General features: G+C 65.4%; 19 protein-coding genes and 1 pseudogene. 13 read left to right on the forward strand and 7 right to left on the reverse strand.

The window, feature by feature from the left end; all coding sequences use genetic code 11:
- Positions 1-10 precede the first annotated feature (10 nt).
- The gene (locus H0193_RS10095; RefSeq protein WP_181889804.1) at positions 11-2,011 is read left to right on the forward strand and encodes a sucrose-specific PTS transporter subunit IIBC; all 2,001 of its coding nucleotides are present in this window, start codon (positions 11-13) and stop codon (positions 2,009-2,011) included.
- Here the strand turns inward: H0193_RS10095 and thiD are convergent.
- The 4 genes and pseudogenes from thiD to H0193_RS10115 form a co-directional block, all read right to left on the reverse strand.
- Positions 1,999-2,808, reverse strand: a pseudogene (thiD, locus tag H0193_RS10100) (bifunctional hydroxymethylpyrimidine kinase/phosphomethylpyrimidine kinase); the annotation flags it as partial. The gene H0193_RS10095 and the pseudogene thiD overlap by 13 nt on opposite strands.
- Before the next feature lie 22 nt (positions 2,809-2,830).
- Entirely contained in the window at positions 2,831-4,423 is a 1,593-nt protein-coding gene (locus H0193_RS10105) for a GTPase (protein ID WP_181889806.1), read from the reverse strand.
- Positions 4,416-6,260, reverse strand: a complete 1,845-nt coding sequence (locus H0193_RS10110; RefSeq protein ID WP_338026648.1) for a GTPase — start codon at positions 6,258-6,260, stop codon at positions 4,416-4,418. Before H0193_RS10110 ends, H0193_RS10105 begins: the two co-directional genes overlap by 8 nt.
- Before the next feature lie 28 nt (positions 6,261-6,288).
- Positions 6,289-7,080 carry a formate/nitrite transporter family protein gene (locus tag H0193_RS10115; RefSeq protein WP_181889808.1) on the reverse strand — a complete coding sequence of 264 codons (792 nt, stop codon included), beginning with the start codon at positions 7,078-7,080 and terminating at the stop codon, positions 6,289-6,291.
- A gap of 371 nt (positions 7,081-7,451) precedes the next feature.
- Between H0193_RS10115 and rplN the strand changes: the two genes are divergently transcribed.
- From rplN to rplE, 3 genes are read left to right on the forward strand one after another with little or no spacing between them, the layout of a single operon-like run.
- Positions 7,452-7,820: a 50S ribosomal protein L14 gene (gene rplN / locus H0193_RS10120; protein ID WP_181889809.1), complete on the forward strand. Its 369-nt coding sequence runs from the start codon at positions 7,452-7,454 to the stop codon at positions 7,818-7,820.
- A 3-nt stretch (positions 7,821-7,823) separates the two neighbouring features.
- The gene (gene rplX, locus H0193_RS10125) at positions 7,824-8,138 is read left to right on the forward strand and encodes a 50S ribosomal protein L24 (protein WP_181889810.1); all 315 of its coding nucleotides are present in this window, start codon (positions 7,824-7,826) and stop codon (positions 8,136-8,138) included.
- Positions 8,138-8,725, forward strand: coding sequence for a 50S ribosomal protein L5 (rplE, locus tag H0193_RS10130; RefSeq protein WP_181889811.1), 588 nt, complete (start codon positions 8,138-8,140; stop codon positions 8,723-8,725). The genes rplX and rplE overlap by 1 nt, the downstream gene beginning before the upstream one ends.
- A gap of 103 nt (positions 8,726-8,828) precedes the next feature.
- On the opposite strand, the gene H0193_RS10135 is transcribed toward rplE, so the two are convergent.
- Positions 8,829-10,028, reverse strand: coding sequence for a hypothetical protein (locus H0193_RS10135; protein ID WP_181889812.1), 1,200 nt, complete (start codon positions 10,026-10,028; stop codon positions 8,829-8,831).
- 95 nt (positions 10,029-10,123) lie between these two features.
- Between H0193_RS10135 and H0193_RS10140 the strand changes: the two genes are divergently transcribed.
- A complete protein-coding gene (locus tag H0193_RS10140; protein ID WP_236883583.1) occupies positions 10,124-11,668 on the forward strand; it encodes an OFA family MFS transporter in 1,545 nt (514 codons plus the stop codon).
- Here H0193_RS10140 and H0193_RS10145 read toward each other — a convergent pair.
- Positions 11,665-12,420 (reverse strand): formate dehydrogenase accessory sulfurtransferase FdhD, encoded by a 756-nt coding sequence (locus H0193_RS10145; RefSeq protein WP_181889813.1) that lies wholly within the window; start codon positions 12,418-12,420, stop codon positions 11,665-11,667. The genes H0193_RS10140 and H0193_RS10145 overlap by 4 nt on opposite strands.
- 178 nt (positions 12,421-12,598) lie before the next feature.
- Between H0193_RS10145 and H0193_RS10150 the strand changes: the two genes are divergently transcribed.
- A complete protein-coding gene (locus H0193_RS10150; protein ID WP_181889814.1) occupies positions 12,599-13,312 on the forward strand; it encodes a DUF2786 domain-containing protein in 714 nt (237 codons plus the stop codon).
- 408 nt (positions 13,313-13,720) lie between these two features.
- Positions 13,721-14,854: an MFS transporter gene (locus tag H0193_RS10160; RefSeq protein ID WP_236883609.1), complete on the forward strand. Its 1,134-nt coding sequence runs from the start codon at positions 13,721-13,723 to the stop codon at positions 14,852-14,854.
- A gap of 18 nt (positions 14,855-14,872) precedes the next feature.
- Here H0193_RS10160 and H0193_RS10165 read toward each other — a convergent pair whose 3' ends face one another.
- Positions 14,873-16,096, reverse strand: coding sequence for an amidohydrolase (locus H0193_RS10165; RefSeq protein ID WP_181889817.1), 1,224 nt, complete (start codon positions 16,094-16,096; stop codon positions 14,873-14,875).
- 354 nt (positions 16,097-16,450) lie between these two features.
- Between H0193_RS10165 and rpsH the strand changes: the two genes are divergently transcribed.
- The 6 genes from rpsH to rplO are packed head-to-tail and all read left to right on the forward strand — an operon-like array spanning position 16,451 to position 19,168.
- On the forward strand, positions 16,451-16,849 hold the full coding sequence (gene rpsH / locus H0193_RS10170; protein WP_181889818.1) for a 30S ribosomal protein S8: 399 nt from the start codon (positions 16,451-16,453) through the stop codon (positions 16,847-16,849).
- Positions 16,850-16,867: 18 nt separating this feature from the next.
- Positions 16,868-17,404 (forward strand): 50S ribosomal protein L6, encoded by a 537-nt coding sequence (rplF, locus tag H0193_RS10175; RefSeq protein ID WP_070474977.1) that lies wholly within the window; start codon positions 16,868-16,870, stop codon positions 17,402-17,404.
- 2 nt (positions 17,405-17,406) lie between these two features.
- On the forward strand, positions 17,407-17,811 hold the full coding sequence (rplR, locus tag H0193_RS10180; RefSeq protein WP_181889819.1) for a 50S ribosomal protein L18: 405 nt from the start codon (positions 17,407-17,409) through the stop codon (positions 17,809-17,811).
- Positions 17,812-17,851: 40 nt separating this feature from the next.
- Complete coding sequence (rpsE, locus tag H0193_RS10185) at positions 17,852-18,505, forward strand: 30S ribosomal protein S5 (protein ID WP_181889820.1); 654 nt, start codon at positions 17,852-17,854, stop codon at positions 18,503-18,505.
- A gap of 5 nt (positions 18,506-18,510) precedes the next feature.
- Positions 18,511-18,696, forward strand: coding sequence for a 50S ribosomal protein L30 (gene rpmD / locus H0193_RS10190; RefSeq protein WP_181889821.1), 186 nt, complete (start codon positions 18,511-18,513; stop codon positions 18,694-18,696).
- 7 nt (positions 18,697-18,703) lie between these two features.
- Positions 18,704-19,168 (forward strand): 50S ribosomal protein L15, encoded by a 465-nt coding sequence (gene rplO / locus H0193_RS10195; RefSeq protein WP_070474973.1) that lies wholly within the window; start codon positions 18,704-18,706, stop codon positions 19,166-19,168.
- Positions 19,169-19,527 lie beyond the last annotated feature (359 nt).

Genomic DNA, 19,527 nt, shown 5'->3' on the forward strand with positions numbered 1-19,527 from the left:
AGGAACAACCGTGCAACATAAGGACGTGGCCAGCCGGGTGCTGGCCGCCGTGGGCGGCGAGGACAACATCGTCGGCGCGGCGCACTGCGCCACGCGCCTGCGGATGGTGCTGAAGGATTCTTCGCTGGCGGACACCGCCGCGCTGGAAAACGACCCAGACCTCAAGGGCGTGTTCGAAACCGGCGGGATGTACCAGATCATCGTCGGCCCTGGCGACGTGGACAGGGTGTTTGCGGCGATGGACGCGATGACGTCGAGAAGCATTGCGGTTTCCACCGAGGAGCTGAAAAGCGTGGCGGCGAACCAGGGCAGCTGGTTCACCCGCTTTATCAAGGTGTTTTCGGACATCTTCGTGCCGCTGATTCCGATCCTGGTCGGCGGCGGCCTGCTCATGGCGCTGAACAACGTGCTTACCGCAGAGGGGCTGTTCGGCGACGAATCCCTGGTGGGGATGTTCCCGCAGATCCAGGGGCTGACGGAGATCATCAACGTCCTGTCGTCCGCGCCGTTCGCCTTCCTGCCGGTGCTGGTGGGCTTCTCCGCGACGAAGCGCTTCGGCGGCAACGAGTACTTGGGCGCCGGCATGGGCATGGCGATGGTGCACCCGGCGCTGGTCAACGGTTACGACGTGGTCACCTCCATGGCGGAGGGCACCATGCCGTACTGGGACCTGTTCGGCTTCCCGGTGGCGCAGGGCGGCTACCAGGGCGCGGTGCTTCCGGTGCTGGTGGTCGCGTGGATTTTGGCCACGATTGAGAAGTGGTTCCACCGCCGCCTCAAGGGCACCGCAGACTTCCTGATTACCCCGCTGGCCACGCTGCTGATCACCGGGTTCATCACGTTCATCGCGGTCGGCCCGTTCGTGCGCTGGCTGGGCGACCTGCTCATTCACGGCCTGGCCAGCCTGTACGACCTCGGCGGCCCGGTGGGCGGGTTCCTGTTCGGCCTGGTGTACTCGCCGATCGTGATCACGGGCCTGCACCAGTCCTTCCCGCCGATTGAGCTGGAGCTGTTTAACCAGGGCGGCTCGTTTATCTTCCCCACGGCGTCCATGGCCAACATCGCGCAGGGCGCGGTGGCGCTGGCCGTGTACTTCCTGGCGCGCAACGCCAAGCTCAAGGGCCTGGCGGGGTCCTCGGGCATCTCGGCGGTCTTCGGCATCACCGAGCCGGCGATCTTCGGCGTGAACCTGCGTCTGCGCTGGCCGTTCTACATCGGCATGGGCGCGGCGGCCATTGGTGCGATGCTCATTGCGCTTTTCGACGTCAAGGCCACCGCCCTCGGCGCCGCCGGCTTCATCGGAGTTGTGTCCATGCGCCCCGGCGATATGCCCACGTTCCTGGCGCTGGCAGCCGTCACGTTCGTCATCGCGTTCGCGGCCGCGTACGGTTACGGCCTCTACCTGGTGCGCAAGCAGGGAACCATCGACCCGGACGCCCCGGAGGATTCGCGGGCCGACGCGGCCGCGGCGGCGACGCTGCGCGAGGCATCGGCGGACGCGCTGCCGGTCGCGGCCCCGCTCACCGGCGAGGCGCTGCCGCTGGCGGACGTGTCCGACCCGATGTTCGCCCAGGCCAAACTCGGCGAGGGCGTGGCAATCCGCCCGACGGTGGGGGAGCTGCGCTCGCCCCTCGACGGCAAAGTGGTGGTCACCTTCCCGTCCGCCCACGCTTACGCGGTGCGCGGCACCGGCTCCGACGGCAAGCCTGTGGACGTGCTGATGCACATCGGCTTCGACACCGTGAACCTCAAGGGCGAGCACTTCACCCCGCAGGTGAAGAAGGGCGATGAGGTGCGCGCGGGCGATCTGCTAGCCACCTTCGACATCGAGGGCATCGAGGCCGCTGGCTACGAGGTAACCACCCCGGTAGTGGTGTCCAACATGAAGAAGGTCGGCGAGGTCCTGCCGGGCCTGCTGCTGCCCGGCAGCGTCAGCGCCGGCGACAAGCTGTTCTCCGTGGAGCCGAAGCCGGCTGCGGCCGAGGCTCACACCCCGCCCGCCAGCCGGTAGAGGCGGTGGAAGTGGTGCACGGGGCCGTTCCCGCGGCCGACGTTGAGCTCGTCGGCGTGGGCGATGGCCTCGTGGAGCCAGTCGGAGGCCCAGGTGGCCGCGGCGTTGGCGTCGCTGAGCACCATGCGCGTGGCCAGCGCCGCCGAGAGCGAACACCCGGTGCCGTGGGTGTTGTTGGTCTCCACGCGCGGCACCTCGGCGACGTGGGCCTCGCCGCCGGGGGTGACTAGGGCGTTGGAGGCGCGGTCGCCTTTGAGGTGGCCGCCTTTGACCAGCACGCTGACGCCCGCGTCGTTGGCGTAGGTGCGGCCCAAGGCCACCGCCGCCTCAAACGATTCCGGCTCGGGCTGGCCGGTGAGCACGGCCAGCTCCGGCAGGTTCGGGGTGACCACCGTGGCGTGGTCGCGGACCAGCTGGCGCAGGGCCTCCTCCGCGTCGGCAGAAAGCAGGCGGTCGCCGGAGGTGGCCACCATCACCGGGTCCACCACCACGACCGGCACCGGGTGGGCGGCGAGGTAGTCGGCCACAGTGCGGGTGGTTTCAACGTCGCCGAGCATGCCGATCTTCACGGCGTCCACTTCGACGTCGTCGAACACCGCGTCGAGCTGCGCGCGCAGAAACGACTGCGGGGGAGTGTGGATCTCGCGCACACCCTGGGTGTTTTGGGCCACCAGCGCGGTGGTCACGCACATGCCGTAGCCGCCGGCGGCTGCGATGGATTTCAGGTCGGCCTGGATGCCGGCGCCGCCGGTGGGGTCGGTGCCGGCGATGGACAAGACTCTGGGAATTCGTGCCATATTCGCCGACCGTACCGGGAAACTAGCCCGCGGCCACGGCGATGCGCTCGGCGAAGCGGGAGTAGTCTTCCCGGATGGCCAGCAGCGGCTCCACCACCGCGGTCTGGGAGACCTCGGCGACCTGTTTCTGCACCGCCGAGCGGGTGCGCCGCTTCACCCCGGAGCCGAGCATCCCGCCGAACACCGCGGAGATCAGGCCGATGACCAGGCCGGTGAGCAGCCCTGCCATGATCAGCAGCGTCGGGATTGGCCAGCCTTCCACGTCGGGCACGAGGTCGCCGCCGAGCAGGGGAGTGAGCACGCCCGGCACGAACGCGACCAGCAGGTACCACAGCACGCCCACCAGGGCGGCCAGCAGCGCCAGCCACTGGATCACGGTGAGCAGCGACCAGCCCTTGGACGGCTCCGCGGGCAGCGTGGTGCGGGCGACGGCGCGGTCCAGCTCCGCGGGCAGGCCGGCGGAGACCTCCTCGGCGCGGTCGGCCACGGCGGCGGACCACTCGTGCGGCAGCCCGTCGGCGACGGCGCCCGCGTAGTCGCGCACGCCCCGGTTTGCCACGGCCTTCGACGCGGCGTCGAGCTCCGGCATTGAGCTGCGGTGCACCCCGATCTCGTCGGATGCTTCGCGCAGTCCCAGCCGGCGCAGCGGGTCGGGTTTGAAGCGGGTGATCCAGGAGGTCAGCAGCCACCCGGTGCGTTCGCGCAGCCGCTTGCGGTACGCCGCGGCGGTGGTCTCCGCGATGCGGTCCGCGCCGGCGGCCTGCGCCAGCACGGCGTCCATGTCGCGCTTCGCATTCTTTGCGACGCCTCCGGCACCCCTCACCCCGGAATACCCCTCGGCGACAGAGCGGATGTCCGCCTCGATGCGCGCGGTCTGCGCCGTGTGCGCCTTGGCCACCTTCGCGATCGCGGCGCGCAGGTTCTCGATTCCGGCGCCCGTCAGGGTGGAGGTGGGGACGACCTGGACGTTGGTGAGGCCGTCGTCACGCAAAAGCCCCGCGTACGAGTCCGCGACGGTGCCGACATCTCCCGCGGCGAGCAGGTCGGACTTGTTCAGCACCGCCAACGTCACGGCGGAGTGGTTGGCGTGCGGGCGGATGAACTGGTCGTGGATGACGGAATCCGCGTATTTCTCCGGGTCGGAGACCCACACCAGCACGTCCACCTGGCCGGCAAGGCGTTCCGCGATGGCGCGGTTGGACGCCTCCACCGAGTCGAAATCGGGCAGGTCTAACAGGATCAGCGGGCCAGCGCCGCGGGCGAACTCGCCCTGGCGGGCGCGGCGGTCCTCCACGCCCAGCCAGTCCAGCAGCTCCTCGGAGCCGTCCGGCTCCCAGATGGCGGCCAGCGGCGAGGAGGTGGTGGGGCGGCGCGCGGCGGCCTTGCCCAGGTCCTCGCCAACAACAGCGTTGAACAGCGAGGTCTTGCCGGAGCCGGTGGCGCCGAAAAAGCCCACCACGGTGTGGTCGCCGGACAGCGCGCGGCGTTCCGCGCCGGCTTTCGCCACGCGCTCGAGGCCCTCGCGGTTGCCCGGCGAGAGGTACGGTGCGCCGATCTGCGCGGCCTGATCCAGCGCCTCCAGCCGCTCGGTCAGGCCAGCTTTCTTCCTAAACATTGCCGTCCCCCTTGCCAAAGCTGCCGCGCAGCTGGTCAAACAGCCCGCGCAGCGTGCCGCGCTCGAAGCTTTCCTCCACATCCTCCTGCTTCGCGGGAAGCTGCGGGGCTTCTTGCCTATCGACGAGCCCAAGGAGCCTCACGTCCACAGCGCGCTTCGCCTCCGCGGAAGCTTCCCGCATCTGCTCGGCGGTCGCGCCCTCGAGCAGCGGATCCGTCAAGACGTGGTAGCGGTCGCGCTCCGCGGCGAACAGCTCGCCCAGGCGCTGGTTTAAGTCCTCCCGGGCCTGGACGACCATGCGGCGCACGGTGTCCTCGCCGAATATCGTCTCAAGCAGTTTCTGGCCCACCACGGCGGATCCGCCCGCGATGGCCACCTCGCCGCCGGTAATGCCCGCCGTGGAGGCGAAGACCACCAGCATCAGCGCCACGGTGGCCACGTTCAGACCGAACGACATGAGGCGGGCGCGCTGGCGCTTGTCGCCGGCGGTGTCCTGGATGTGCTGCACCATGTCCTTTTGCCAGTCGCGCACCAGCTGCGCGGCCTTGTCGGAGATGTCCGCGCTGGCGCGGGCGAGCGCCGGATCCGCGTCCGCGCGCAGCTCCGGGGCCACCGAACCGGTGTGGGACCACGCGCGCGACGCGGCGGTCTCGGCCGCGTCTACGATCACGGCATGCAGGCCGGACTCGATCTCGGTCTCCACCTCGCGCAGCGGCGCGGGCTGGCCGGTGAAGAAGCTGCCCACCTTGTCCACGGCGCTGGAGAACCAACGCTCGACACCGCGGAACACATCTGAGGTGCCGACGACGTCCTGCCAACGGTCCATCACCTCGGAGCGCAGCAGCTTACCGTCGGAGGTGGCGTCGATGACATGACGGTTCGCGGCGGTGTAGAACTCGTGGATCGACTCGTCGAGCTGGTTGGCAAAGTTTTCCTGGCGTTCGCGGCGGCCCACCAGGGCATCCACGCGGGTAAGCGCCGATTCCACCGCACCCGCAACGGTCTTGCCGGCCACGTCGCGCCGGGCGGCGGTGTCGTCCGCGAGCGTGGTCAGGTACTCGCGAAGTGGTGCGACCAGCTCCTCGCCCAGGAATTCGCCGGACTGCTCGCCACCAAGGTCCGCCACAAACGGGACGGTAAATACGGTGGCCTTGGAAAGTCCCGCGTCGTTCATCATGCGGCGCAAGTCGTCTGGCACCGTCTCCGCGGCCTTGTCGTCGAGGCGGTTGAGCACCACCACGACCTCGATGCCGCGGCCGGCGGCGTCGTTGAGGAAGTTCCACACCAGCTGGTCCGCGTAGCGCGCCGGGGTGGTGACGAAGATCCACAGGTCCGCGGCGGCGAGGAGCTGGGACGCCAGGGCCCGGTTCTGGTCGTCGATGGAGTCGAAATCGGGGGCGTCGAGAAGCGCCAAGCCCTCCGGGATGCGGGGCGTGTCCACGACACGCAGGGTGGTGGAGCGCTCGTCGCCCGCGCCGTGCGAGCGGGCCAGGCCGGGCAGCACCTGCGGGGAGTTGAACCAGTCCGCGTCGCCCGGGTTGGCCACCAGCACCGGCTGACGGGTGGTGGGGCGGATCACGCCCGGGTTAGACACCCGCTCGCGCAGCAGCGCGTTGACAATGGTGGACTTGCCGGAGCCGGTGGAGCCGCCGATGACGGCGAGCAGGGGCGCGTCGAGGTTGGCCAGGCGCGGCAGCACATAGTCGTCGAGCTGATTGACTATGGCGCGGGCTTCGGAAGCGACGTCGACAGGCAGTGCCGTGTACGCCACCGCATCGCGCACGCCGCGCACGGCCTGAAGGACATCTGGAGCCGAGTGGGAAACAGGTGTATTCACCCGTCCCATTCTGGCAGACGGCGCGGAACTAGTCCTTGTAGTCCGTCTTGGTCAGGTTGAGCCAGCCGTAGAGCCCGCCCATCATGAAGCCGCCGCCGACGAAGTTGCCCAGCCACACGACGACCCAGTTGCGGATCACGTTCCAGTTGGTGAAGCCCTCGATCACATCCGGGCCGAGCGTGAAGCCGCCCAGGCTGGTGAGGATGAAGTTCGCGATGGAGTGCTCGTAGCTCATGGTCGCAAACGACGGGATGATCAGGATGACGCCCCACAGCTTCGCGCTGTAGTCTTTGCCCGCCTGGGTTGCCAGCATGAAGGCGATGTTGACCACGACGTTGGCCAGGATTGCTTCGACAAAAAGTGTTGAACTGGACTTTTGCAGCTTGGCCACCAGCAAGTCGTGGAGGAACCCGTCCACTTCCACAAGCTGGCCCATGGTGGTGCGGGAAATCAGCCATGCGATCACCACTGCACCGATGAGATTGAAGATGGTGACGAACAGGACCAGCAACAGACCCCTGACCACAGTGTTCTTTTTGTGGATCGCGCCATAGGTCATGAACATCATGTCGCCTGTGGCGAGTTCGCCTTGCAGCACGATGATGATGTACAGCGTGGAGGCGAAGATGCCGCCGAACGCGTACTTGCCCCACCCCGGGGCGTACGTGTCCGTCAGCTGGGCAGTGGAGGCGGCGAACGCCGTCATGATCCCCAGATACACGCCCGCCAGTACTGCACGGGTGGCAAACCGGGCGGGCTCTTCGGAAAAGAGGTCAACCTTGTTCTTAATCGCCGTAGGGGCGGCTTCGTAAAAACTCACGGGATTTAACGTACAAGAGGTCATACCTTATGGCGAAACTTCGCGATACCGCCGGGAAGCCGCTGACCTGCCGTGTTGGTGCTTGTTGCGTTTCGTGTGTCTAGATTCACAGGCAGAAGTAAGACTCCCGGACAGCGACGCGAGCGGCGCAGGAAGCTGCCCGCGCGCGGATTTGGGGAATCGGCCCAGCTCGTGGTTGAATACTCCAGTTGTCTACTGCTGGTCGGGTGCAACGCGCGTTTCCGAGCTGCGCATCCGAGACCCTTCGACCACGTGGTGGTTCGTCGATAAGCAATGGGCACCGCAAACATTGACCACGTGCGTGCAGGACGGAAATCTGGCGCACATTGATCCAGGTCAGGAGACCAACTGTGATTCAGCAAGAATCGCGTCTGAAGGTCGCCGACAACACTGGTGCACGCGAGATTCTGTGCATCAACGTTCTCGGCGGTTCTGTTCGACGCTTCGCCGGCATCCGCGACACGATTGTCGCCACCGTGAAGGAAGCTGCCCCCGGCGGCAACGTCAAGGAGGGGGAGGTCGTCAAGGCTGTCATCGTCCGCGCGAAGAAGGAAACCCGTCGTCCGGACGGCTCCTACATCTCCTTCGACGAGAACGCTGCCGTCATCATCAAGAACGACACCGAGCCGCGCGGCACCCGCATCTTCGGCCCGGTCGCTCGTGAGCTGCGCGACAAGCGCTTCATGAAGATCGTGTCTCTCGCACCGGAGGTGATCTAACTTATGAAGATCAAGAAGGGCGATATGGTCCAGGTCATCGCCGGCAAGGACAAGGGTGCTCAGGGCCGCGTCATCGAGGCGTACCCGCAGCGTGACAAGGTCCTGGTCGAGGGCGTGAACCGCATCAAGAAGCACGTCGCAAACTCCTACACCGAGCGCGGCGCCGAGTCCGGCGGCATTGTCACCCAGGAAGCCCCGATCCACGTGTCCAACGTGATGATCCTGGACTCCGACGGCAAGCCGACCCGCGTCGGCTACCGCTTCGACGAGGACGGCAAGAAGATCCGCGTAGCCAAGTCGAACGGGAAGGACATCTAATGACTGAGAGCATTCAGAACTACACCCCCCGCCTGAAGACGCGTTACCAGGACGAGATCCGCACCAAGCTGAACGACCAGTTCTCTTACGACAACGTCATGCAGATCCCGGGCCTGACCAAGATCGTCGTGAACATGGGTGTCGGCGACGCCGCCCGCGACTCCAAGGTCATCAACGGCGCGCTCGAGGACCTCACCGCGATCACCGGCCAGAAGCCGCAGCTGCGTCGCGCGAAGAAGTCCATCGCTAACTTCAAGCTCCGCGAAGGCATGCCGATCGGCGCGAAGGTCACCCTCCGCGGCGACCGCATGTGGGAGTTCCTGGACCGCCTGCTGACCGTGGCCCTGCCGCGTATTCGCGACTTCCGCGGCCTGAACGACAAGCAGTTCGACGGCAACGGCAACTACACCTTCGGCCTGTCCGAGCAGACCATGTTCTACGAGATCGACATCGACAAGATCGATCGCGTCCGCGGCATGGACATCACGCTCGTCACCACCGCCACGAACGACGACGAGGGTCGCGCCCTGCTGACGCACCTCGGCTTCCCGTTCGCCGACAAGGACGGCAAGATGAAGCGCGCATAAGCGTTCGCTTGCTTGGCTGCTTTGCGCCCCCGGTTCTTTCTGGACCGGGGGCGTTTTGCGTGTGTTGGGGTGGGCTGGGCGCCGGGCGCCGCCTGAGGTGCGACTAACGAGGTTCACGAGTGGGGTCGGGCGGGAACGCCAAATCGAGCAGTTCTACTTCGGTGAGGGTTTCCGGGTTGTGCCACAGGATTGCTTCGATCCGCCCGTCGTGGTTGTAGAGCGTGACCCAGTGCTCGTAGAGGACAATTCCTGCACGCCCGTCGTCGGCCCAGGGGACGCCGAGGGCATCGAGCTTCTCCGTGAACCTCGAGGTTGGGATGTGGAACGGGATGCCCAGGAAACTGGCGTTGTACTGCGGACTGATTTCGAGCTCGGTCACCACACCGTCCTTTTCGGTGGCCCTGGCAGCAAACGCTTGCCCATTCAGTGACAGCGTCGCCTGGTACCCGTTTCCGAGGAACTCGTTCCAATTCATGCGGTCGATGATGGGGGTCGGCTCGGGATCGCCCATTGCGTCCAGCACGTCCTCGAACTTCAACGGGCAGTCCGTGGTGAAGTCGACGAGCGGCTCGTACCCAGCGCGGTCCTCGGCCGGCTGGGCAGGGGAAGTGGTGCGTGCGGCTGACGCGGCGGCTTCGGCTTGCACGTTTGCCTCGTAGATCTTCCGCACTGTCTCAACCGGTCCAACAATCGACACCACTCCAGGTTCGTTGGCGACGGTGACGCTGTGCGTATCGACGCCCGCGCGTTCGGTTATGCGCGCGCCTATCGCCGCTCCGCATTCTCTTGCCTCAGCCTCCGCGAGCACCGGGGGAAGGAAGTCTTCGAAGACGAACACGTTGCCCACGTCGTCGATCTCGACGAAGTGGAGCGTTTCGCCGGTGACCCGGCTGCGTGCCGCGGCGAGCGAGCGGATGAATCGGAGGTAGTCGTCCTTGTTGGGCGACAGTGCGACGCCCAACTGCTCCCAGTACTTCACCCTGTTCGACGTGAGGTCCGCGACGGCATCCAACACATTCATGGCGATGGTGTCGGCCGGGTCCGGGTCTTCGGGCCATGCACCATTAAACGCGTTGTCGAGTTGGTCGTAGCAGGTGTCCATTCGGGCACGTGCGTCGTCGCTAAGCGAAAAGTCCCTCGTTGATGCATCGAACTCGATGCTGTTGATGATGGCGGTGACCTCCGGCCACCTCGCAGTGCAAGAGCGGGCGTAACCGTGGAGGAATGCCTTCGCGGTTTGTAGGGCGCCGAGCGCTGAGGCAGTTGTGGATCCGGCGTGTTGGAGTGCTTCGTCGTAGAACATCGGCCGTCGACCTCCTCGTGCTGTGCGGCCCACCTTAGATGAATGGAAGCTCTCTGATTCTGCCCACCTGCGAGTTATTATGCGCTTCGTAATTTATGCAGACGAGACGGCAGGAAGCGTCCATGTCATTCTTCTCCCGAGGTGCGATCATCGCGCCCAAGGAATTCAACCGCTGGCTCATTGTCCCGGCAGCCTTGGCGATCCACCTCTCCATCGGGCAGGTGTACGGGTTCTCCGTGTTTAAGAAGCCGATGATGGAGCACTTCGGGGTGGGGGAAGTTGCCGTGGGGTGGATCTTCTCGCTGGCGATCGGCATGCTGGGCACCTCGTCTGCGCTGTTTGGCTCGTGGGTGGAAAAGGTCGGACCGCGTGCCTCCATGTCCGTCGCTGGGGTGCTGTGGGTGACCGGATTCCTGGTGGCAACGCTGGGCATCAGCACCGGCAACCTGTGGCTGGTGTACTTCGGCTACGGGTTCATCGGCGGCATTGGCCTGGGCATCGGCTACATCTCGCCCGTGTCTACGCTGATGAAGTGGTTCCCGGACCGGCCGGGCCTGGCTACCGGGCTGGCGATCATGGGCTTCGGTGGTGGTGCGCTCATCGCGTCGCCGGCCTCGAACCGGCTGATGGAAGCATTCGGCGGCGGGGCTGAACTCGCGGACCGCGCCGCGGGGCTTGAACCGACGTTTATCACCCTCGCGGTGGTGTACTTGCTGGTCATCGCGATGGGTGCGTACTGCATCCGGCTGCCGCACCCGGACTGGACCCCGTCAGGCGCGCCGAAGATCAAGGCGAAGCCGGCGAAAGTCGCCATCGTCGGCGCGAATGTCAGCGCGAACAACGCGATCCGCACGCCGCAGTTCTGGTGCCTGTGGGTGATCCTGTTCTGCAACATCACCGCCGGCATCGGCATCCTGGAAAACGCCGCGCCGATGGTGCAGGACTACTACCCGGCGCTGAGCGCCGCGGCCGCCGCCGGCTTTGTCGGCCTGCTGTCGCTGGCCAACATGGGCGGGCGTTTTATCTGGTCGTCCGCCTCCGACGTGATCGGCCGCAAGAACATCTACATGGTCTACCTGGGCGTCGGCCTGATCTTCTACTTCGTGGTGGCATCCGCCGGCCACACCAGCCTGGCGTTGTTCGTGGTAAGTACCCTGATCCTGCTCACCTTCTACGGCGGCGGGTTCGCCACCATCCCGGCGTACCTGCGCGACCTGTTCGGCGTGTACCAGGTCGGCGCGATCCACGGCCGGTTGCTCACCGCCTGGTCCGCGGCGGGTGTGGCGGGCCCGCTGATCATCAACATGGTGGTGGAGCGCCAAGCCAGCCGCGGCAACTCGGGCCCGGAGCTGTACCAGCTCTCGCTCTACATCATGTGCGTGCTGTTGGCGGTGGGGCTCGTGGCCAACGTGCTGGTCCGGCCTGTTGCGGAGAAGTGGTTCGAGGATCCGGAGACGGTGGCCGCGAAGGTTGAGGCGGATCGTGCGTCGGCGAGAGAGTCCGCAACGACGGCGACCGGTGGCGGTGCTGGATCCATCCACGCGCTGGTGGCTGCGGTGCTCGCGCTCGTGATCACGGCGCTGCTCGTCTACGGGCTGTGGGAGACCGCGGCGAAGGCCTCACAGATGTTCGCTGGCTAACCCCCGGCGTAGACGCTGAAACGTTCGGCGCCCACCTCGCCAACGAGCACCGTGTTGCTGGCCCGGGCGAGCTCCACGGCCATCGACGTCACGCCGGCAGTGGTGGCCACCACGCCGAACCCGGCGGCCGCGGCGGCGCGCACGATTTCGAAGCCCACCTGCGCATCGGTTGCGAGGGTGAGGGTGGGGGACGGGAGGGCGTCGAGAAGCATGTGCCCCGCAATCTTGTGCACGGCGTTTAACGGATCGAGGTCCTGGCGCCCCGCATCGCCCGCGACCGCCGTGGGCAGGTCGCGCGTGCGGTGCTGCGACAACACCCCGGGCAGCGCGAATATTGCAGACGGCTCGAGCTCCATGAACTCGTCGCGCACGTCGAGGTTGGCGGCGAGCTCGCGCACTCGCTGCTCGGCGGAGATGCCGCACGCGTCGCCGGGGATCGGGTCGATAAATTGCGGGGACGCGGGGCGCGCGAGCTGGACATCCAGCAGGTTGTAGGTATTTTCGCCGCCGATCGCGCCCTCGCAGTAGCGGGCGGTGACCACGTCCTCGACACGCGTGATCATCCCGCGCGCCAGCAGCAGGCCGTGGGCGAGCTCGATGTCGTGGCCCGGGGTGCGCATCAGCGTTGCGACGCTCACGCCACCGGCCCGGATCTCCAACGGCTCTTCAACCGCGACCTGGCCCGCGCGGGTGTCGCGGGTGCCGTCGGCGGAAATCTTGGTGACTGCGAAGCTGCGTTTGGTCCTGCTCACGGGAACCGATGGTATCGCCGGATGCTTAACTCGCGAACTTGCGGCGAATCTGCGTGCGAAAACGCGGGTTATCCACAGGGGTGCGAACGCGAATTCCACAAGCCCGAAAACATCCGCCTTGACGCCCCGCTACAACTGCACCCACACATCCGAACTCAGAAAGGGGTGGGTGCGTCCGATGCGTACCGAAGACAAGATCAAACAACGACTGCAGAAACTGCTCAACCAGGCCCGCGACCGTGAGGGCACGCCGGAGGGCGACGCGTTCTACGCCAGGGCGTTCGAGCTCATGGCGGAGTACGGCTACGAACAACGCGACCTGGACACCGAGGACGGCGACGAGGTGGGCCAGCGCACCTACGAGTTCGCCGGTTCCTACACGGAGATGCAGGCGAACCTGCTGCTGACCATCGCATTCGCCCTGCACTGCACCGGATTTTCGCAGCGCGTGTACAACTCCACGCGCATGAAAGACGCCGTCATCTTCGGCTGCGCGCGCCACCTGGAACGGGTGGACATGCTCTACGCGCTGCTTCTGCCCGTCATGCTCGCGGACGCGCAGAAGGTGCGCGCCACCCACTGGGGAGAATCGGCGGTGGTGCGCCGCCGCAGCTTCATGTCCGGCTTCGCTGCGAGCATCGGCGCGCGCCTCGCCGAAGCCGAAAAGACCGTGGAGGAATCAGACGGGGAGTATGGGCTCGTGCTTGTCGACGACTTCCAGAAGGCCACCGAAGCCCGCGACAACTTCGCCGCAGAAATGGGCTTCTTTTTAGGCAGCTTCTCGTCCAAGCGTTCCTTCGACGCGGATGCGTTTGACCAGGGGCACGAGGCGGGGCAGCGCTCCGACATCGGGCAGACGCGGGTGCGCTCACGGCCGGCGCTGCCGTTCTAGCGGTTTCGGGGATCTTCGTGATCGTGCAGCTTTTCTTGTACGGTGTTGGTGCAAGAAAAGTTGCACGATCACGGGAGGTTCGATGACACCACGCGAATACGACCATCCAACAACCGACGAAATCACCCTGACCAGGGTGCTTGGTGCTTTGAGTGACCCCACCCGACTCGAGATGATCCGTCGGCTCGCCGACGGGTTGGACCATGACAGTCTCGAGCTTGCAGACGATTTGCCCCGGTCGACGCTCACGTACCACACGCGCATGCTGCGAGAGGCGGGGGTGACGTGGACCCGGGGGGAGGGACGCGCATGCTTGATCCGATTGCGGCGGGACGATCTAGATCGTCTATTTCCCGGTGTGCTTGCGGCAGTGATCGCCAACGCGAACACCGAGGGGGAACAGGGATGATGCGTCGGCTATGGCCTTTCGTGCTGGGGAGCGTGGCACTCGGCCTAGACGCATACGTGGTGGCGGGACTTCTGCCGGCCATCGCAGCCGCACTTGGAACGCCAGAAGCCACGGTTGGGCTGGGGGTTGCGGCGTTTACAGGTTCGTATGCCGTCGTGGGGCCGTTACTGGCGGGAAAGGCAGGGCGGCAATCGCGGCGCAGCCTGATCATCGCCTTGCTTGTGTTCACTTTGGCGAACTCGGCCACGGCGCTGTCGCCGACAATCTGGGTCTTCCTGGCTTCTCGCGTGGTGGCCGGCGCGGCAGCCGGTGTGTATTCGCCGCTGTCTTCGGCGGTCGCCGCTGAAATCGTGGGGCCGGAACGCCGAGGGCGCGCATTGGCGTTAGTCCTTGCTGGCTTAGCGGTCGGCACTGTATTCGGCGTGCCGATCGGTCTGATGCTGGCACAGTATTGGGATTGGCGTGCCGCGATACTGCTTATCGTGGTCGTCGGAGGTACAGCACTCGCGGGTATTGCACTTCGAGGAGGGGACCTGCCAGCGATTCCAGCGTCTAGTCCCGCCGACCGGCTGCGGTCTATTACACGGCCTAAGAATCTCCTCACGGTCATTGTGACGCTGTTGACCGGCGTCGCTTCTCTGGGGCTTTACACCTACCTCACAGTCGTGCTGTCTGGGGGAGCCCTTGCGGCGCATCAAAACATAGCGATTTGGGTGTGGGGGCTGGGCGGTGCTGTCGGAGCACTGGGGATTGGGTTGCTCGCGGACAGGCATGACCCGCTGCGGCTCAGTGCTGTGATCCTTGGGGGCCTCACCTGTGCGTTGCTCGGCATGACCCAAGGCCAGGTTCCAGTGTTGGTGGTAGTCAGTCTGTTTGTCTGGGGATTATGCGGATGGGCTTCTCTCGCGCCCCAGCAACAAGTATTAATTCAAGCGAATCCTGCTGATGGCGCGACGGCTGTTGCTGCAAACGCTTCGGCCAACTACCTGGGGTCGGCGCTGGGCGCGGCCGCCGGGTCGCTATTGGTCGCTGCACATGCGACACCGGCCGTACTTAGTGGCTCAGCAGCGGCCGTAGCAGCGCTTGCGTTGTGCTGCCAGCTCGTTCGGCAGCGCATGGATACCAACGGCTGAGAGAAACTTTTGTTGTTCTCAGTCCACCAGCCACGCGGCAGCAGCCACGATCATGGCCTCGGCCGCGCGGTCGAGCGTGGGCTGCAGGTCGGGCGCGAAGGCCGGGGAGTGGTTGCCGGGGGCGTTTTCCCAGTCCTTGAAGCCGCCCAAGCCCCAGTACGTGTACGGCACGTCGAGCGCGTCCGGGATGATGGAGAAATCCTCAGAGGCGGGGATCTGGTCCAAGTCCGCGGCGTCGCTGCCGAAGTGGGCGTCGAACGCGCCGCGAACGCGGGAGGTGGTCTCCGGGTCGTTGTCCGTGAGCGGGTACTCGTCGTAGAACGTGATTTCCGGCTCCCGCGGGCTGCCGGCGGCGGCGCACTCGCCCTCAACAATGCGGGTGATTGCGCTGCGCAGCGTGTCGCTGACCTCCCGGGTGTAGGCGCGGGTATTCACCAGAAGCTCGGCGGTTTCCGGGATCACGTTCGCCTTCACACCGGAGTGGATCGCGCCGACGGTGAGCACCGCGGTGTCTTTCGCTTGCACTTCGCGGGAGACCACCGTGTGTAGGCGGGTGACGATGTTGGAGGCGAGCAGGACCGGGTCAACGCCCTTTTCCGGCATGGAGCCGTGGGTGCCCTTGCCCCACACGGTGATCTGGGCGGAAAACGCCTGGGACATGAACGGCCCCGGGTGGGTGCCCACAACACCTGCGGGCAGCATCGGCAGCACGTGCTGACCCAAATACACGTCGGGTTTCGGCATCGCCTCGCGGATGCCGTTGGCCAGCATCACCCGCGATCCGGCGTACGCCTCCTCCGCGGGCTGGAACACGGCGACCAGGGTGCCGCGCCAGCAGTCGCGGTTGACGGCGAAAGCCTCCAGCGCTCCGAGCACGCCCATAATGTGGAAGTCGTGCCCGCAGGCGTGGGCGACGTGCTCCTCGCGGCCGCTGACAGCATCCACCTGCGTGGCGGTGGAGGCGTACGGCTTGCCGGAACGCTCCTGCACCGGCAGCCCGTCGATGTCCGCGCGGATGGCCACCACCGGGCCGGGCCCGTTGTCCAGCACGCACACCGTGCCCGTTTCGCCCACCTGCGTGTGCGGCAGCTGCAGCGCATCCAGCCGGGAGCGGATCTTCGAGGCCGTCTGCAGCTCCTGCAGCGACAACTCGGGATGCTGGTGGAACCAGACGTAAAGATCCTTGCGGGCCTCGCGCGTGGCGGTCAGCGATCCGACGAGCTGTGCAAGGGCGGTATCCATGCAGGGCAGTCTATGGGGTCTTGAATCTCTGGCGGGTTGGTGGGGCGCTGAACGTGCCCGTCGATAAGCGATTTGCTCATTGGTGCAGGAAAGCGGTAAGTTACCCCCTCGGACTTGCGCGCCGACGCTTCGGCGTGCGCAAGCCGAAGTACATTTGAACATCCAACTTTGTTGCAGGCCCCCCGCCATGATGCGGACCGCGTGCAAGGGAGGCGGCGAGCGGCCCGCGCTATTGAGTGCGGGCAGCGTGAGTAGCCCCCGACAGACCATGCGGAAAACGCGACCCGAAACGCCTCAGCGTTACAGGTCACCCGGTGGATGGGAACCGCAACGAGAAAGGTAACGGTCACCACAATGACCATGACTGATCCGATCGCGGACATGCTGTCGCGCGTGCGCAACGCAGCAAATGCGCAGCACGACGCCGTGTCTATGCCTTCGTCCAAGATCAAGGTGAACATCGCCGAGATCTTGAAGCAGGAAGGCTACATCGAAGATTACAAAGTTGAGGACGAGAAGGTCGGCAAGTCGCTGACGCTCAACCTCAAGTACGGCCCGACCCGCGAGTCTTCCATCGCTGGTCTGCGCCGCGTGTCCAAGCCGGGCCTGCGCGTGTACGCGAAGTCCAACGACCTGCCTCAGGTGCTCGGTGGCCTGGGCGTGGCAATCATCTCCACGTCCCACGGTCTGCTCACCGACCGCCAGGCTCAAGAGAAGGGTGTAGGCGGGGAAGTCCTCGCTTACGTCTGGTAAAGGGAGGTTGAAAGACTTATGTCTCGTGTAGGTAATGCACCCATCGCAATCCCGAACAACGTCGAGGTGAAGATCGACGGCCAGCACGTCGAGGTCAAGGGCCCGAAGGGCACCAAGGATCTGGATATGCCGGCACCGATCACCGCTTCCGTCGAGGACAACCAGATCCTGGTGGCTCGTCCGGACGACCACCGTGACAACCGTTCGCTGCATGGCCTGACCCGCTCCCTGATCAACAACATGGTCGTGGGCGTGACCGAGGGCTACAAGATCAACATGGAGATCTTCGGCGTCGGCTACCGCGTGCAGCAGAAGGGCAAGGACCTCGAGTTCTCCCTCGGCTACTCGCACCCGATCCTGATCGAGGCGCCGGAAGGCATCACGTTCTCCGTCGACGGCAACACCAAGTTGGCCATCGAAGGTTCCGATAAGCAGCAGGTTGGCCAGATTGCGGCAAACATCCGCCGTCTGCGTAAGGATGACCCGTACAAGGGTAAGGGCATCCGTTACGCCGGCGAGCAGGTCCGCCGCAAGGTCGGAAAGACGGGTAAGTAATCATGAGCAATACTGCAGAGAACACCAAGCGCACCCCGGTTGGCAAGGACATCTCGTCCCGCCGCCGCGAGGCACGCGCACGTCGCCACAACCGCATCCGCAAGACGCTGCGCGGCACCCCGGAGACCCCGCGTCTCGTTGTGCACCGCTCCTCGCGTCACATCCACGTCCAGGTCATCGACGACCTCGCAGGCCACACCCTGGTCTCCGCGTCGTCCATCGAGCCGGACGTGCGCAACCTGGAGGGCGACAAGAAGGAAAAGGCTGCCAAGGTTGGCCAGCTCGTCGCTGAGCGCGCCAAGGCTGCAGGCATCGAGGCAATCGTCTTCGACCGCGGCGGCTACAAGTACCACGGCCGTGTCGCGGCCCTGGCCGAAGCAGCTCGTGAAGGTGGTCTGAAGTTCTAATGATCACCGCAAACATCACCATCAACGGAAGGATCGCGTAATGGCCGAACGTGAACGGCGTGACGGCGGGCGCTCCGCCGACAACCAGAACAACAACGACCGCAACGACCGCAACGATCGTGGCAACCGTGGTGGCCGCGGCCGCCGCGATGACCGTCGCAACAACCAGAACGACGAGCGCGACAAGTACATCGAGCGCGTCATCACCATCAACCGCGTTGCCAAGACCGTCAAGGGCGGCCGCAACATGTCCTTCACCGCACTCGTCGTCGTCGGCGACGGTGAGGGCATGGTCGGCGTCGGCTACGGCAAGGCAAAGGAAGTTCCCGCCGCAATCCAGAAGGGTGCAGAGGAAGCTCGCAAGAACTTCTTCCGCGTCCCGATGATCGGCGGCACCATTCCTCACCCGGTCCAGGCAGAAGAGGCTGCGGGCATCGTCATGCTCCGCCCGGCTGCTCCGGGTACCGGTGTCATCGCCGGCGGCGCTGTCCGTCCGGTGCTCGAGTGCGCTGGTATTCAGGACATCCTGGCCAAGTCCCTTGGCTCGGACAACGCCCTGAACGTGGTCCAGGCAACCGTCGCAGGCCTGAAGCAGCTTGTCCGCCCCGAAGAGGTGGCTGCCAAGCGCGGCAAGTCCGTCGAGGAAGTTGCACCGGCTCGTATGCTGCGCGCACGCGCAGGACAGGAGGCCTAAGCACCATGGCACTGAAGATTACGCTGCACCACGGCAAGGTTGGCGAGAAGCCGACCACCCGTAAGAACCTCGAGGCTCTCGGCCTGCGCAAGATCGGCCAGTCCGTCGTGAAGAAGGACAACGCGGCTACCCGCGGCCAGATCCTCAAGGTGCGCCACCTCGTCACCGTTGAAGAAGTTGCAGGGGAGTAGATACAACATGGCTGACATCATCAAGCTCCATGATCTGCGCCCGGCAGAGGGCGCAAACAAGGCCAAGACCCGCGTCGGTCGCGGTGAGGCCTCCAAGGGCAAGACCGCCGGCCGCGGTACCAAGGGCACCAAGGCTCGCAAGCAGGTTTCCGCTGCTTTCGAGGGTGGCCAGATGCCGCTGCACATGCGTCTGCCGAAGCTGAAGGGCTTCAAGAACCCGAACCGCGTCGAGTACCAGGTGGTCAACGTCGCGGATCTGGCTGAGGCCTTCCCGCAGGGCGGCGACATCGCCATCGCCGACATCGTTGCCAAGGGCCTCGTTCGCCCGAAGCAGCCGGTGAAGGTGCTGGCAGAGGGCGACATCAACGTCGCGCTCAACGTCACCGCGAACAAGTTCTCCAAGTCCGCTGAGGAGAAGATCAAGGCCGCTGGCGGTTCCGCCAACGTCGTTGAGTTCTCCAAGCGTGCGTAAGAGCACTTAGCTTTACGACGAGCCCCCGCCCCGGACATTCCCGTCCAGGGCGGGGGTTTCGCCGTTTTTGTGGGGAGGGCGTCCTGACACATCGCGGCGGCCGTTTGCGCCGACCTGTGTTTTTGGGGGCGCTCTGACGGATTCCGCCGCGAAGTGTCGGGGGAGCGTGGGGGATTTGTCCACTCGCGCAGTCGGTCCGAGTGAGCAAGTACCTAGTTGGGTGGACAATGTGTTCATTTTGCGCAGGTCGGTGAAATCGACGGGCGGATCTGTTCATCGGCCGGTGAATCAATTTAGGCGGGGGATCCGTCCCCGCCCGCCACCTCTGACACATCACGGCAGCCGGTTGTACCGACCTG

Source organism: Corynebacterium haematomassiliense, assembly GCF_013978595.1.
Classification (GTDB): domain Bacteria; phylum Actinomycetota; class Actinomycetes; order Mycobacteriales; family Mycobacteriaceae; genus Corynebacterium; species Corynebacterium lehmanniae.

Excerpts from the sequence above, each read along its gene's own strand:
- H0193_RS10160 (WP_236883609.1), top strand. The coding sequence starts at position 13,721 with ATGCGTCGGCTATGGCCTTTCGTGCTGGGGAGCGTGGCACTCGGCCTA.
- rplR (WP_181889819.1), top strand. The coding sequence starts at position 17,407 with ATGAGCAATACTGCAGAGAACACCAAGCGCACCCCGGTTGGCAAGGAC.
- rplO (WP_070474973.1), top strand. The coding sequence starts at position 18,704 with ATGGCTGACATCATCAAGCTCCATGATCTGCGCCCGGCAGAGGGCGCA.
- H0193_RS10165 (WP_181889817.1), bottom strand. The coding sequence starts at position 16,096 with ATGGATACCGCCCTTGCACAGCTCGTCGGATCGCTGACCGCCACGCGC.
- H0193_RS10135 (WP_181889812.1), bottom strand. The coding sequence starts at position 10,028 with ATGTTCTACGACGAAGCACTCCAACACGCCGGATCCACAACTGCCTCA.
- rplX (WP_181889810.1), top strand. The coding sequence starts at position 7,824 with ATGAAGATCAAGAAGGGCGATATGGTCCAGGTCATCGCCGGCAAGGAC.
- rpsE (WP_181889820.1), top strand. The coding sequence starts at position 17,852 with ATGGCCGAACGTGAACGGCGTGACGGCGGGCGCTCCGCCGACAACCAG.
- H0193_RS10105 (WP_181889806.1), bottom strand. The coding sequence starts at position 4,423 with ATGTTTAGGAAGAAAGCTGGCCTGACCGAGCGGCTGGAGGCGCTGGAT.
- H0193_RS10150 (WP_181889814.1), top strand. The coding sequence starts at position 12,599 with ATGCGTACCGAAGACAAGATCAAACAACGACTGCAGAAACTGCTCAAC.
- rplE (WP_181889811.1), top strand. The coding sequence starts at position 8,138 with ATGACTGAGAGCATTCAGAACTACACCCCCCGCCTGAAGACGCGTTAC.
- rpsH (WP_181889818.1), top strand. The coding sequence starts at position 16,451 with ATGACCATGACTGATCCGATCGCGGACATGCTGTCGCGCGTGCGCAAC.
- H0193_RS10140 (WP_236883583.1), top strand. The coding sequence starts at position 10,124 with ATGCAGACGAGACGGCAGGAAGCGTCCATGTCATTCTTCTCCCGAGGT.
- rpmD (WP_181889821.1), top strand. The coding sequence starts at position 18,511 with ATGGCACTGAAGATTACGCTGCACCACGGCAAGGTTGGCGAGAAGCCG.
- rplF (WP_070474977.1), top strand. The coding sequence starts at position 16,868 with ATGTCTCGTGTAGGTAATGCACCCATCGCAATCCCGAACAACGTCGAG.